We start from the raw sequence: 12,565 nt of genomic DNA, 5'->3' as shown, positions 1-12,565 counted from the left end.
TCACGAGGTGGTTTTCACGATGGTCTAGCGCACCGGCAGCGCTCGGCGCTTCCCGGTGAGACCGGTGGTGTTGAGGTTGGCTCGCTCGCCGGCGGAGTGCCCGTCGAGGTAGCCGCTGCCGGACAGCCGCCTCGGCGGTGCCGAGCGCAGGTCGCCGTACTGCTCGTCGTACGCCTGTTTGACCATCGCGGTCCGGTCCTGGATCACCAGCGCGGCGGAGCGATCGCCCGCCGCCGTGGTGTGGGTGCGGGCCGCGGTGTCCTCGCTGTTGCGGAGCCTTTCGTAGACGGCGCCGGAGAACCCGTGCAGCCAGGTGCGCCGGTACGCGGCCAGCGATTCGCCCGCGAACACCCGGTTCTCCGGGCGGACCCTGGTCAGCTGGGTGGTCGCCTGCAGCAGCAGGCTCGTGTACAGCAGTTCCGTCCGTTCCAGATCGGACCGGAAACCGAACACCGTCACCGCGGTGACCGACTGGCCGAGCCGGTGCAGCAGGGCCCGGCAGCGCAGCGGATGCGCGATGTTCGTGAGCAGTCCCGCCTTGTCCCGGCTGTACGGGTTTTCGAGCGGGATCATGATCTGGGTGATCTCGTCGGCGGCCGCCCCGGAGGCGGCCAGCAAGGCCTGATCGATGCCGTACCTGGCGATCAGTTCGGCGGCCTTCGTGTTGTACGACTCGGCTTCGGCCTCGGTGACCGCCGGGTCCTCCGCCTTGGCGAGGAGTTTCCGGACGCGCGCGAGCAGCGTGTCATGGTCGGGCATGGCCCTCCTTCCTGATTGGGTCGAAGCGGGCAATCTAGGAGAGAGGTCCGACAATATTCGGGTGTGCTGTCCGGAACCCGGCAAGGGGGCGGTATGTCGATGGACGTTTCGGTGGTCGGTTCCGGTCCGAACGGGCTCGCGGCGGCGGTCCTGCTGGTCAGGGCGGGACTGACGGTCGAAGTGCACGAGGCGGCGGACGAGATCGGCGGCGGGACGCGCACGGCTTCGCTGTTCGACGACGACGTCCGGCACGACATCTGCGCCACCGGGCATCCGATGGCCGCGGCGTCTCCCTTCTTCCGCTGGTTCGATCTCGCCGGGCACGGCGTCGACCTCCTGCGGCCGGAGATCGCGTACGCGCACCCGATCGACGGTAGCCGCGCCGGACTCGCCTATGAAGATCTCGACCGGACCTGTGACGCCCTCGGTACGGACGGCCCCCGCTGGCGCCGCCTGCTGGGACCGCTGGCGGAGCACAGCCGCGAACTGGCCGATCTCCTGCTCGGCGACCTCCGCCATCCGCCCCGCGACCCGCGGTCCGCCGCGCTTCTCCCCGCCCGGATCGCGCTGCTCGCCTCCGGACTCGAGCGGCGCCTGTTCACCGGCCCGGAAGCGCCCGCGCTGCTGTCCGGCGTCTCCGCGCACGTCATGAGCCGTCAGCCCTCGCTCGCCGCGGCGGGCGCGACCCTCCTGCTCGGCCACCTCGCGCATTCGACCGGCTGGCCGATCGCCCGCGGCGGCAGCCAGACCATCACCGACGCGCTCGCCGACGACGTCCGCGCGCACGGCGGGCGGATCCACACCGGCAGCCGGATCACGGATCTGCGTGCCCTCGCGGGCTCGCGGACGGTGATCCTCGACATCGCCCCGCGCGGTTTCCTCGACATCGCTCGCGATCTGCTGCCGCCGCGATACCGGAAGGCACTGGAGTCCTATCGCTACGGGCCCGGTGCGGCGAAGGTCGATTTCCTGGTTTCCGAACCGGTTCCGTGGGCGGTCCCGGAGGTCGGCAAGGCGGGCACCGTCCATCTCGGCGGCACCCGGGACAAGGTGTACGCCGCCGAGAACGCCGTCGTGCGCGGGGAAGATCCGGACGACCGGTTCGTGCTCGTGTCCGATCCGATGGCGATCGACCCTTCGCGCGGGCTGCCGGGCAAACGGCCGGTGTGGGCGTATTGCCATGTGCCGCACGGTGATCCGCGTGACGCGACCGAGCTCGTCCGGCGGCGGATCGAACGGTTCGCACCCGGGTTCTCCGACACGATCCTGGCGAGCCGCTGCCTCACCGCACCGCAGCTGGAGGCCTACAACGCGAACTATCCCGGCGGTGACGTCGCCGCCGGGGCGGTGGATCTGCGCCAGGTACTCGGACGGCCCGTCCCGCGATGGAATCCGCATCGCACCCCGCTCGGCGGTGTCTTCCTGTGTTCGGCCGCGACCGCGCCGGGGCCCGGTGTGCACGGGATGGGCGGCTGGCACGCCGCGAAATCCTTACTGGGCAAGGATTTCGATCGGGTGATTCAAGAACCGCGAGGTCGCACGAGACCCGTTTCGTAGGCGACCACCACGGCCTGGGCCCGGCTGGAGATCCCGAGTTTCGTCATCAGCCGGTTCAGATGCGTCTTCACCGTGGCCTCGCTGACCAGCAGGCTTCGCGCGATGTCCGAGTTCGGCACGCCGGTGCCGACGAACCGGAGCACCTCGAGTTCGCGTTCGGTCAGCCCGGTCAGCTCCGGCGGGGCGGCCGGCTTTTCCGGCGGGCCCTGGGTGAACGCCTCGACGAGCCGCCGGGTGATGGTCGGCCCGAACAGCATGTCCCCGCGCGCGACGGCGTGGATCCCGGCGATCAGCGTCTCCGGCGGGCTGTCCTTGAGCAGGAAGCCCGCCGCGCCCGCGCGCAACGCGGTGTAGACGTACTCGTCGAGGTCGAACACCGTCAGCATGAGCACGTTCGGCTTCTCCGGCCCGGCCTGCGCGAGGATCCGCTCGGTCGCCCGCACGCCGTCGAGTTCGGGCAGCCGGATGTCCATCAGGATCACGTCGGGGCGCAGTTCTAGGGCTTTCTCAACGGCTTCGAGCCCGTTTCGCGCCTCGCCCGCGACCCGCACATCGGGGACCGCGTCGAGCAAGGCCACGAAACCCGCCCGGACGAGGTCCTGGTCGTCGACCACCAGCACACTGGTCACCGGGCTCGCTCCTGCGGCAGATAGGGAAGGGTCAGTACGATCGCGAAACCACCGGATCCGGCCGGTCCCATTTCGATGTAACCACCGTACATTCTCGCCCGTTCACGCATTCCGATGAGGCCTTGCCCGGCCGGATCGGGCGCCGGTGTCTTCTCGGAAGCGGAATTGCGGACACTCAGCACGAGCGCTTCCTCGCCGTATTCGAGGACGAGTTCCGCACTCGCCTTCTCCGCGTGTTTCAGTACGTTCGTAAGCGCTTCCTGAGCGATTCGGTAGGTGCACAGTTGCTGTCCCGGCGGAAGCCGTCGCGGCTCGCCGATGGTCCGTGTCGTCACCTTGAGACCGGCTTCACGCACACGGGTGACCAGCGTCGGCAGGTCGGCGAGGCCGGGCTGGGGGCGGTACTCGTGGGTTTCGCGCTGTGGCGGGCGCAGCACCCCGAGCAGGCGCCGCAGTTCGTCGAGCGCTTCCGTCGTGGTGCCGGTGATGGTGTCCAGCGCGGTGCGCGCGGTGACCGGGGACGATTCGAACACGTAGCGCGCGAGGTTCGCCTGTACCGCGATCACCGAGATGTGGTGGGACACGACGTCGTGCAGCTCGTGGGCGATGCGGATGCGTTCCTCGACGACGGCCTGCTCCGCTTCGAGCCGGATCTCCCGTTCGGCGCGGACGGCGCGTTCCACCATCCGTTCCGCGCGCAGGAAACCGAGCCGTCCGACGATGATCGTGCCCACGCACTGCGCGACCAGACGGGTCGTGTCGGCCACGAAGGACGGCACCTCCCCGAGGACGAGCCCCACTTCGAACAGGACGACCCAGGCGATGGTCGGCGCCACGGCCTTCGCGGGCGGGTACCGCGCCCACACCGTGTAAGCCGCGATGAAGGCCGAGGGTTCGCCCAGCGTGGCCCGGTAACCCAGCGCGGTGTACACGGTCATGATCGACACCGAGGCGAGCAGGACCGGGATCGGATGGCGGCGGCGCGCCAGCAGCGGGAGCGCGATGAGCGTCGCGAGGACGACGGCCCCGGGGCCGGCCGGGTCGCCGAACGCACCGCCGCGGGGTGCCGCGCCCAGCGCGAGGAGGGTGGCCGAGGCCGCCGTGATCAGGAAATCGGTGAGCACCGGCCGTGCGCGGAGGAGTTGAAAGGGCTGAGCGAGGGACGGCACTTCCGAAAGTTACCGCCGGAACGTCGGGCCGCCCAATTCCTGCGACTTTCGCGGTATTCGCCCGGTCATATACCGCCAAGGTTTACCCTGGCTTCCGACTGGTGGTGATTCCGCTCGGTGATCCGTCCGGATAACGTCGGCGCAGGATGGATATTCCATTCCCCAACTCGGCGAAGAGGTCGACCTCTCCGGGTAAGAGGGCCTTCGGGAGGGGATATCCGGAGCCGGCCGCCTCTTCGCCGAGCCTCAGCCCAGATAAGCGTCCAGTGTGACGGCCAGCGCGCTTTCCGGTGACGGCGCGAAGCTCGCGCCCGCCAGCCCGCCCCAGAGCCACAGCTGGGCGAGGCCGTGCAGCGAAGCCCACAGCGAGGACGCGAGCAGCCGCGGATCGGTCGCGGGATGCCAAGTGCCGCCACGGACCTCGGCGACTTCGGCGACCAGCGCGGCGAAGAAGTCGAAGACCGCGCTGCTCACCCGCGTGAGTTCGGCGTCGCCCGGGTCGATGAGATCGCGGCGGAACATCAGCTCGAACATCGCCGGATTGGCCAGCGCGAAATCGAGGTAGCCGTGGCAGGCCGCGATGAGCCGTTCGCGCGGTGTCCCGTCCGGCAGGACGGCGCCCCGTTCGAGCAGTTCGAGGTAGCCGCGGGTGGCGACCGCCGAAAGCAGGGCCGCGCGCCCCGAGAAATGCCGCAGCGGCGCGCCGTGCGAGACACCGGCGGCCTTGGCGATCCCGCGCAGCGTCACCGCGCCGACGCCCTCTTCGGCCAGCAGGTTCGCCGCGGTGTCGATCAGGCGGGTTCGGGCGCCCACGACCGGGTCTCCTCGAGGACGGGCAGGAGATCGGGGCGCTTCGGCAGGAAACCGTCGCCCGGCTGGCGGCCGACGAGCCGATTCCGGAACCGGCTCATCGCGACCGGGAGGACCTCCCGTGTCAGCCAGCGCAGGTCCGCGCGCAGGCCGGGACGTCCGGCCGTACCGGGGAGCGGGGCGAGCCAGGCCGGGTCGTGGCTGACGCCGAGCTTGCCGAGCACGTGCCCGGCCAGGCGCCGGTGGCCCTGTTCGGACAGGTGCAGCCGGTCCGGGCCGAAGTAGCGGGAATCGTGCGCGGCGTCGTCCGGCCAGAGGTCGACGAGCGTCGCGCCGTAGCTGACGGACGCTTCGCGGACGGCGTCGTTCAGCGCGACGATGCGCGGGCGCATGCGGTGGCCCATCGGCATGCGGTGGGAGATGTCGCTCAGGGTGAAGGTGACGACGTCCGGCGCCATCTCGGTGCAGGCGCGGATGGCGGCGTCGACGCGGCGGGCGACCGTGCGCGCGTCCCAGCCGCGGCTCATCACGTCGTTGCCGCCGCCGAACAGCGCGATCAGATCCGGCCGCAGCCTGCTCGCCGCCGGGGTCTGCTCGGCGTGGATCTGGTCGAGCCTGCGCCCGCGGACGGCGAGGTTGGCGTAGCGGAAACCGGGCTCTTCCTGTGCCAGGCGTGCCGCGACGAAGTCGGCCCAGCCGCGGTAGAAGCCACCCGACGGATGCGGATCGGCCAGCCCTTCGGCGCAGCTGTCGCCGAGCGCGACGAATCGTTGGTAGCCCATCCAGATCTCCGTAACCGCGAGTTCACCTTGTAGACACTGTCTATCAAACCGATGTAGACGCTGTCTACTCAGTGATTCAGGCGAGCACGGTGAGTGAAGGCGACGGCCCGTCGCGGGTCGCCGTCCGGGAGCACCCGGCACAGCGCGTCGACGATCTCGACGTCGTCGGCACCGCAGGCTGTCTCCCAGTACGACCAGAGCGCCGACGCGTCCCGGCTGCCGAGCACGACCCGCCGGACCGACGCGGTGACCGACTCGCGTTCCTCGCGGATGGCCGGCGACTCCGACTCGGCCAGCAGCGGACCGCGGAACGCGTTCGCGGCGCCGGTGACGTCGCCCCGTTTGAGCGCCGCGCGGACCCGCAGGAAGTCGGCGTCCACCTCGGCGGAGAGCCGGTACGGCCGGGTCTGCACGATTTCCGTCCCGAGCTGCGTGCGCAGCCGGTGGATCTCCGCGCGCACCGTCACCGGGTTTCCGCTCTCGCCGTAGAGCAGCAGGGCCAGCCGTTCCGCCGTCAGTCCGCCGGGATGCAGGGCGAGCAGGGTGAGGATTTCCGCGTGCCGCAAGGTGAACGGCACCTCGCGACCGTCCACTGTGGTCGATGGCGGCCCGTCGGTGAGGAACTTCAGCGCGAGCCGCGGCCGCCTCGACGGACCCCGGTTCCGCAGCCGCACGTCGCGCATCGCGAGCCGGGCCCGTAACTGGCCTTCGGCGAGCTGGGCGGCCGCCGTGACCAGCGCGAGCATCGCCGGATGGACCGTCCGCAGCGGACCGCTGACGTCGATCGACCCGAGCAGCGCGCCGGTCTCCGGGTCGCGCACGGGCGCCGCCGCGCAGGTCCAGCCGTGATAGGTCCGCACGAGATGCTCGGCGGAGTAGATCTGCACCGGTTCCCCGGTCGCGAGCGTGGTGCCCATCGCGTTCGTGCCTATGACGTCTTCGCTCCAGCGCGTGCCTTCGGCGAGCATCACGCCGTCCGCGCGCCGCAGCACACCGGCCGCGCCCTCGCGCCACAGGATGTGCCCGGCCGCGTCGGTCACGATCATCATGTGCTCGGCGTCGTCGGCGATGCTCACCAGCGTCTGCCGCAGGATCGGCAGCACCGGTGCCAGCGGATGCTCGTCCCGCAGGCCGCTCAGCTCGCCGGAGTCGTAGACCAGCGGCGCGACTCCCGTGTCCGGGTCGACCTGCGCGGCGAGCGAGCGATTCCACGACGCCGACACGATCGACCTGGGCGAACGCGGCGAGGGAACACCGGAGAGGACGGCTTCGCGGACGTCCTTCAGCAGCCGCGCGTACGCCTGAGGGTCACGCGGCGACGCTTCACCGCCGGGCAGCTCCGCCACGTTTCCGAGGATAGGTGACCGGGCTCACTTCGGTGCAACGTACGTGCAACCTCACCCGGCCTACCTTCGCCGCCATCCGCCACCCCTAGCGATGAGGCAGGAAAGATGGCCAAGTACGCGGCACCGAACACCGAAGGCAGCGTCGTCAGCTACGAGTCGCGCTACGACCACTACATCGGCGGTGAGTACGTACCGCCCGCGAGCGGTCAGTATTTCGAGAACCCGACCCCGGTGACCGGGCAGACGTTCACCGAGATCGCCCGCGGCACCGCCGCCGACATCGACCGGGCGCTCGACGCGGCCGAAGGCGCGGCCGCGGCCTGGGGCCGGACGTCGGTGGACGAGCGGTCGAACGTGCTGCTCAAGATCGCCGACCGGATGGAACAGAACCTCGAAGCGATCGCCGTCGCCGAATCGTGGGAGAACGGCAAACCGGTCCGCGAGACCCTCGCCGCCGACATCCCCCTGGCGATCGACCACTTCCGCTACTTCGCCGGCGCCCTGCGCGCCCAGGAGGGCGGCATCTCCCAGATCGACGACAACACCGTCGCCTACCACTTCCACGAGCCGCTCGGCGTCGTCGGCCAGATCATCCCGTGGAACTTCCCGCTGCTGATGGCGGTCTGGAAGCTCGCGCCCGCGCTCGCCGCCGGCAACGCGATCGTGCTCAAACCGGCCGAGCAGACCCCGGCGTCGATCCACCTGCTGATGTCGCTCATCGGCGACCTGATCCCGCCGGGCGTGCTGAACGTCGTCAACGGTTTCGGCGTCGAGGCGGGCAAGCCGCTCGCGTCGAGCAACCGCGTGCGGAAAGTCGCCTTCACCGGCGAGACCACCACCGGACGGCTGATCCTGCAGTACGCCAGCGAGAACATCATCCCGGTCACCGTCGAACTCGGCGGCAAGAGCCCGAACATCTTCTTCGACGACGTCGCCGCGGCCAACGACGCCTTCTACGACAAGGCGCAGGAAGGTTTCGCGCTCTTCGCGCTGAACCAGGGCGAGGTCTGCACCTGCCCGTCGCGGGCGCTGATCCAGTCCGGCATCTACGACCGGTTCCTCGGCGACGCCGTCGAGCGCGTCAAGAAGATCAAGCAGGGCCACCCGCTCGACACCGAGACGCAGATCGGCGCGCAGGCCTCCAACGACCAGCTGGAGAAGATCCTTTCCTACATCGACATCGGGGTGAAGGAAGGCGCGAAGATCCTCACCGGCGGCGAGCGCGGCGACCTCGGCGGCGAACTGTCCGGCGGGTACTACGTGCAGCCGACGGTCTTCGAGGGCGACAACAAGATGCGGATCTTCCAGGAGGAGATCTTCGGGCCGGTCGTCTCGGTGGCGAAGTTCGACGACTACGCCGACGCGCTGAAGATCGCCAACGACACGCTGTACGGCCTCGGCGCCGGTGTCTGGTCGAGGGACGGCAACACCGCCTACCGCGCCGGCCGCGACATCCAGGCGGGCCGGGTCTGGGTCAACAACTACCACGCCTACCCGGCGCACGCGGCCTTCGGCGGGTACAAGGCGTCCGGGATCGGGCGCGAGAACCACAAGATGATGCTGGACCACTATCAGCAGACCAAGAACATGCTGGTGTCCTATTCGGACAGTGCGCTCGGGTTCTTCTGATGACCGAGCGGGTCGGCCTGACACCGGCCGCCGCGGAACTGCTGCGGCGGCTGGTGTCACTCCACGGGCCGGTGATGTTCCACCAGTCCGGCGGATGCTGCGACGGAAGCGCGCCGATGTGCTACCCGGCGGGCGAATTCCGCACCGGGGTGTCCGACGTCCATCTCGGCGACCTGGTCGTCGAGGGGATCGAGGACGTCCCGGTGTGGATGTCGGGGCCGCAGTTCGAGTACTGGAAGCACACGCATCTGACGATCGACGTCGTCCCCGGGAGGGGAAGCGGATTCTCCTTGGAGGCGCCCGAAGGAGTCCGCTTCCTGGTCCGCTCCCGGCTGTTCAGCGACGAGGAATCGGCGGAGCTGAACGGCCCAGCAACGCGATGAGCGCCTCGCCCGGCCCGGCGCCCGGAGGTGCCTCGACAGCGTGGTCGAAGGCACCGCCGGGCCCGCGCACCGGCATCACGTCGGGGTAGCGGCTCGCCACACGGAACGCGGCCGTCGCGAGTTCGTCGTCCCACTGGTGTTCGCGGCCGAGGGCGGCGTCGAGGTCCCAGCCGTGGACGAGGTTGTCGACGAAGAGCACGGCCAAGGCGTTCTTCCCGGGGAGCGGGCCGAAGGTCCCGAAGTCGAAGGTCTTCTCCAGGGCCTGGTCGTCGAAGGCGGCGAGGAACTCGGCGGAGCTCTCGTCGTAGGACCTGGCGAGGTCGTCGTCCGTCGTCGGCCTGGTCCGCCTGGGGCGGCCGGACGCCTGCGCGGCGCGGTGCTCGTTGTTGTCGATCAGGTGTTTCACGATGTCACGGACGGCCCACTCGGCGCAGGGGGTCGAGCGGTCCCAGCCGTCCTTGCCGATCCCGGCGATCGTCTCGCCCGCCGCCTGATGTGCCCGTGTCGTCAACGCGAGGAAGTCCATGACCGGAACATATACGAACGGTCGTGCTATTTTCTAGGGTGTGAGCACACTCGAACTGAACGAAGTCTTCGTGGGACGGCCGTCCGTGCTGGGGACGAAACGCGACGTCCCGGTGTACAGCGCGATCTCGAAATCGCGGGTGGAGGTGCCGTTCCTGGAACTCGGCGAGATCAATCTCGCCGGGGACGACCAGGCGGACCGCACCGTCCACGGCGGGGTCGACAAAGCGGTTTACGTCTATCCGGCGGCGCACTACACGGCCTGGTCGGAGCAGGGTTTCGAGACGGCGGCGGGCGATTTCGGGGAGAACCTGTCGGTCGGCGGCGCGGACGAGTACGAGGTGCGGATCGGCGACGTCTGGGCCTGGGGAGAAGCGCTGGTCCAGGTCTCGCAGCCGCGGACGCCGTGTTTCAAGCTCGCGATGAAGACCGGCCGCAAGGACGTCATCCCGACGATGATCGATTCCGGTCGCAGCGGCTGGTACCTGCGGGTGCTCCGGACGGGCGAGGTCCCGACGTCGGGGCGGATGACGCTGGAAGAGCGCGATCCGGCGAATCCGACGATCGCCGAGGTGTACGTCGCGTCGTTCACCAACGTCGCTCAGCTCGACGACGAGCGCCGGACCGCCTACTGGGCGCTGCTGGACCGGGTGCTCGCGACGTCTTCGCTTTCCCGGCAGTACCGTGACGGCCTGGAATCGGCGAAACGGCGGCGAGAGGAACGGAATGCCGGTTGACGGCCGGGTGGCCCGGGGCGACGCGACGAGGCGGGTGGTGCTCCGGCGCGCCGTCGACATCGCGTCCGTCGAAGGGCTCGACGGGTTGTCCCTCGGCAGGCTCGCCACCGAACTGGAACTGAGCAAATCCGGGGTGTTCGCGTTGTTCGGTTCCAAGGAGGAACTGCAACTCGCGACCGTCGAGACGGCGAGCGCGATCTTCGCGGAGAACGTCGTCGAGCCGACGCTGGAGGTCGAGCCGGGGATCGCCCGGCTGCGCGCGCTGTGCGCGAACTGGCTGGACTACTCGGAACGCCGGGTGTTCCCCGGCGGCTGTTTCTTCTTCAACACCGGCGCCGAATTCGACGCACGGACCGGCCGGGTCCACGACGCCGTCGCGAAGGTGAGCCGGGCTTTCGCCCAGTTCATCCGCTCGACCGCCGTCGAAGCGCGGAAGCTGGGAGACCTCCGCGCGTCCGTCGACGTCGAGCGGCTGGCCTTCGAATTGCACGCCCTCGGCCGGGCCGCGAACGCCGATTCGGTGATGTTCGGCGGCACGGAGCCCTACGCGCTGGCCCGTGCCGCCATCACCGAACGTCTCGACTATTGCCAGTCGACCTGAGTGGACCGGTAGAAGTCGATGCCCTGCTGAACCCAGCGCGGGCTCTGCTTCGCCAGCCGGAGCCGGTAGGCGTCCCAGGTCCGGGAATCCTTCGGCGACCAGCCGATCTCGGCGTACCCCGGCAACCGCGGGAACGCCATGAACTCGATGTGCTCACTGGTGACGAGCGTTTCCGACCACAGTGGCGCCTCGACACCGAGGACGTTCTGCTCCGTCACGCCCTGCAGGTACGTGGCCGGATCCCAGTCGTAACCGGTCTTGACCTCGATGAAGCCCGCCCAGCTGAGCCCGAGCGGCGTCTGCGCGTGGTACTTCATGTCCATGTAGGCCTTGTTGGCGGGCGACATGAGGATCTTGTTGCCCCGGGCCGCGGCCGCGGCGACGTTCGCGTCCGTGCCGGTCGTGCCCCAGAACTGCGGGACGGCCGAAACCGGCGGAGTGGTCTTGGCGATGTCGTGCCAGCCGGTGATCTGCTTGCCGTACTTCGCGACGATCGGCTGCACCTTCTTGGCGAAGGTCTGGTAGTCCTCCGGGGTGGTCGCGTGCGCCTCGTCGCCACCGATGTTGAGGTACTTCCCGGGGGTGATCGCCGCCAGTTCGCGCAGGACGTCGTCGACGAACGTGTAGGTGATGTCCTTGTTGATGCACAGCGAGCTGTAGCCGACCTCGATGTCCGTGCGCGGCGGGATCGGCTTGCCGTCGCAGTTCAGCTCGGCGTAGGAGTGCTGGGCCGCGTTGGTGTGCCCCGGCATGTCGATCTCGGGAACGATCGTGATGTGCCGCGAAGCCGCGTAGCGCACGAGGTCCTTGTACTGGTCCTGTGTGTAGTACCCGCCGGGGCCGCCGCCGACGGCGGTCAGCCCGCCGACGGTCGCCAGCTTCGGCCAGCTCTTGATCTCGATCCGCCAGCCCTGGTCGTCGGTCAGGTGCAGGTGGAGCGTGTTGATCTTGTACTGCGCGATCTGGTCGATGTAGAGCTTGACCTGCGCCGGCGTGAAGAAGTGCCGGGCGACGTCGAGCATCGCGCTGCGGTAGCCGAAGCGCGGATAGTCGAGCACCGTGCCGCCCGAGACCACCCACGAACGCTTCTGGACGGTGGTCGCCTCGATCGCCGAAGGGAACAGCTGGCGCAGTGTCTGGACGCCGGAGAACAGGCCCTTGTCGGTGTTCGCCCGCAGGCTCACGCCGGAGGACGACACCTTGAGCTGGTAGCCCTCGGTGCCGACCCGGTCGCTCGCGTGGCCGGTTTCGAGCGAGATGGCGGATCCGCCGCCGCGGTGGCCGCTGACCACGGGCAGCCGGTAACCGGTGGCGGGCCGGAGCAGCCCGGCCAGGTATTCGGCGACTTGTCTGCCGTCGCGATCGGTGCGGATGACGGTCGAGGGGCTGAGCCGGAAGTTCGCGCGAGGATCGGGCTTCGCGTCGACAGGCGCGGGGATGACGTCGGTGACGGTCCGTTCGGCCTTGGTGGGCTGAGCCGCGCTCGCCGTCGCGGGCAGGCCGAACGTCACGAGACTCAGGACGGCCACGCCGAGCACGGTTGTGGACAGGCGTTTACTCATGGAGCACCTCCGGTCGGGGAACTGGAGACTCTCTGCTCATAGAGGTATAGACCAATAGGGCAAAGGGGACAACACC

At 69.3% G+C, this 12,565-nt stretch carries 13 protein-coding genes; 5 read left to right on the top strand and 8 right to left on the bottom strand.

Annotation, left to right across the window (positions count from 1 at the left end):
- Nucleotides 1-24: 24 nt before the first annotated feature.
- Entirely contained in the window at nucleotides 25-759 is a 735-nt protein-coding gene (locus IE302_RS17145) for a DUF2786 domain-containing protein (protein WP_191255479.1), read from the bottom strand.
- Nucleotides 760-852: 93 nt separating this feature from the next.
- Here IE302_RS17145 and IE302_RS17140 point away from each other — a divergent pair, with 93 nt between their 5' ends.
- On the top strand, nucleotides 853-2,316 hold the full coding sequence (locus IE302_RS17140; RefSeq protein WP_191255478.1) for a phytoene desaturase family protein: 1,464 nt from the start codon (nucleotides 853-855) through the stop codon (nucleotides 2,314-2,316).
- Here the strand turns inward: IE302_RS17140 and IE302_RS17135 are convergent.
- From IE302_RS17135 to IE302_RS17115, 5 genes are all read right to left on the bottom strand, one after another.
- Nucleotides 2,280-2,945: a response regulator gene (locus IE302_RS17135; RefSeq protein WP_191255477.1), complete on the bottom strand. Its 666-nt coding sequence runs from the start codon at nucleotides 2,943-2,945 to the stop codon at nucleotides 2,280-2,282. The two genes, IE302_RS17140 and IE302_RS17135, sit on opposite strands and share 37 nt — an antisense overlap.
- A complete protein-coding gene (locus tag IE302_RS17130; RefSeq protein ID WP_191255476.1) occupies nucleotides 2,942-4,114 on the bottom strand; it encodes a sensor histidine kinase in 1,173 nt (390 codons plus the stop codon). Before IE302_RS17130 ends, IE302_RS17135 begins: the two co-directional genes overlap by 4 nt.
- Before the next feature lie 246 nt (nucleotides 4,115-4,360).
- On the bottom strand, nucleotides 4,361-4,927 hold the full coding sequence (locus IE302_RS17125) for a TetR/AcrR family transcriptional regulator (protein ID WP_191255475.1): 567 nt from the start codon (nucleotides 4,925-4,927) through the stop codon (nucleotides 4,361-4,363).
- Complete coding sequence (locus tag IE302_RS17120; RefSeq protein ID WP_191255474.1) at nucleotides 4,906-5,706, bottom strand: SGNH/GDSL hydrolase family protein; 801 nt, start codon at nucleotides 5,704-5,706, stop codon at nucleotides 4,906-4,908. The genes IE302_RS17125 and IE302_RS17120 overlap by 22 nt, the downstream gene beginning before the upstream one ends.
- Nucleotides 5,707-5,774: 68 nt before the next feature.
- Nucleotides 5,775-7,052 (bottom strand): helix-turn-helix domain-containing protein, encoded by a 1,278-nt coding sequence (locus tag IE302_RS17115; RefSeq protein ID WP_191255473.1) that lies wholly within the window; start codon nucleotides 7,050-7,052, stop codon nucleotides 5,775-5,777.
- A gap of 105 nt (nucleotides 7,053-7,157) precedes the next feature.
- Here IE302_RS17115 and exaC point away from each other — a divergent pair, with 105 nt between their 5' ends.
- Entirely contained in the window at nucleotides 7,158-8,681 is a 1,524-nt protein-coding gene (gene exaC, locus IE302_RS17110) for an acetaldehyde dehydrogenase ExaC (RefSeq protein WP_191255472.1), read from the top strand.
- Nucleotides 8,681-9,064, top strand: coding sequence for a DUF779 domain-containing protein (locus tag IE302_RS17105; protein ID WP_191255471.1), 384 nt, complete (start codon nucleotides 8,681-8,683; stop codon nucleotides 9,062-9,064). Before exaC ends, IE302_RS17105 begins: the two co-directional genes overlap by 1 nt.
- On the opposite strand, the gene IE302_RS17100 is transcribed toward IE302_RS17105, so the two are convergent.
- Nucleotides 9,018-9,590 carry a TIGR03086 family metal-binding protein gene (locus tag IE302_RS17100; protein WP_191255470.1) on the bottom strand — a complete coding sequence of 191 codons (573 nt, stop codon included), beginning with the start codon at nucleotides 9,588-9,590 and terminating at the stop codon, nucleotides 9,018-9,020. The genes IE302_RS17105 and IE302_RS17100 overlap by 47 nt on opposite strands.
- 40 nt (nucleotides 9,591-9,630) lie before the next feature.
- On the opposite strand from IE302_RS17100, the gene IE302_RS17095 reads away from it, so the two are divergent.
- Together IE302_RS17095 and IE302_RS17090 are read left to right on the top strand one after the other, a co-directional pair.
- Nucleotides 9,631-10,326: an MOSC domain-containing protein gene (locus IE302_RS17095; protein WP_191255469.1), complete on the top strand. Its 696-nt coding sequence runs from the start codon at nucleotides 9,631-9,633 to the stop codon at nucleotides 10,324-10,326.
- A complete protein-coding gene (locus tag IE302_RS17090) occupies nucleotides 10,316-10,927 on the top strand; it encodes a TetR/AcrR family transcriptional regulator (protein ID WP_191255468.1) in 612 nt (203 codons plus the stop codon). Before IE302_RS17095 ends, IE302_RS17090 begins: the two co-directional genes overlap by 11 nt.
- Here IE302_RS17090 and IE302_RS17085 read toward each other — a convergent pair.
- Complete coding sequence (locus tag IE302_RS17085; RefSeq protein ID WP_191255467.1) at nucleotides 10,909-12,489, bottom strand: beta-N-acetylhexosaminidase; 1,581 nt, start codon at nucleotides 12,487-12,489, stop codon at nucleotides 10,909-10,911. The two genes, IE302_RS17090 and IE302_RS17085, sit on opposite strands and share 19 nt — an antisense overlap.
- Nucleotides 12,490-12,565: the final 76 nt, after the last annotated feature.

Origin of the sequence: Amycolatopsis oliviviridis, from assembly GCF_014654365.1 — a bacterium.
Lineage (GTDB): Bacteria > Actinomycetota > Actinomycetes > Mycobacteriales > Pseudonocardiaceae > Amycolatopsis > Amycolatopsis oliviviridis.
The sequence above is the reverse complement of the archived record's forward strand: the minus strand, read 5'-3'. Positions and strand labels throughout refer to the sequence as shown.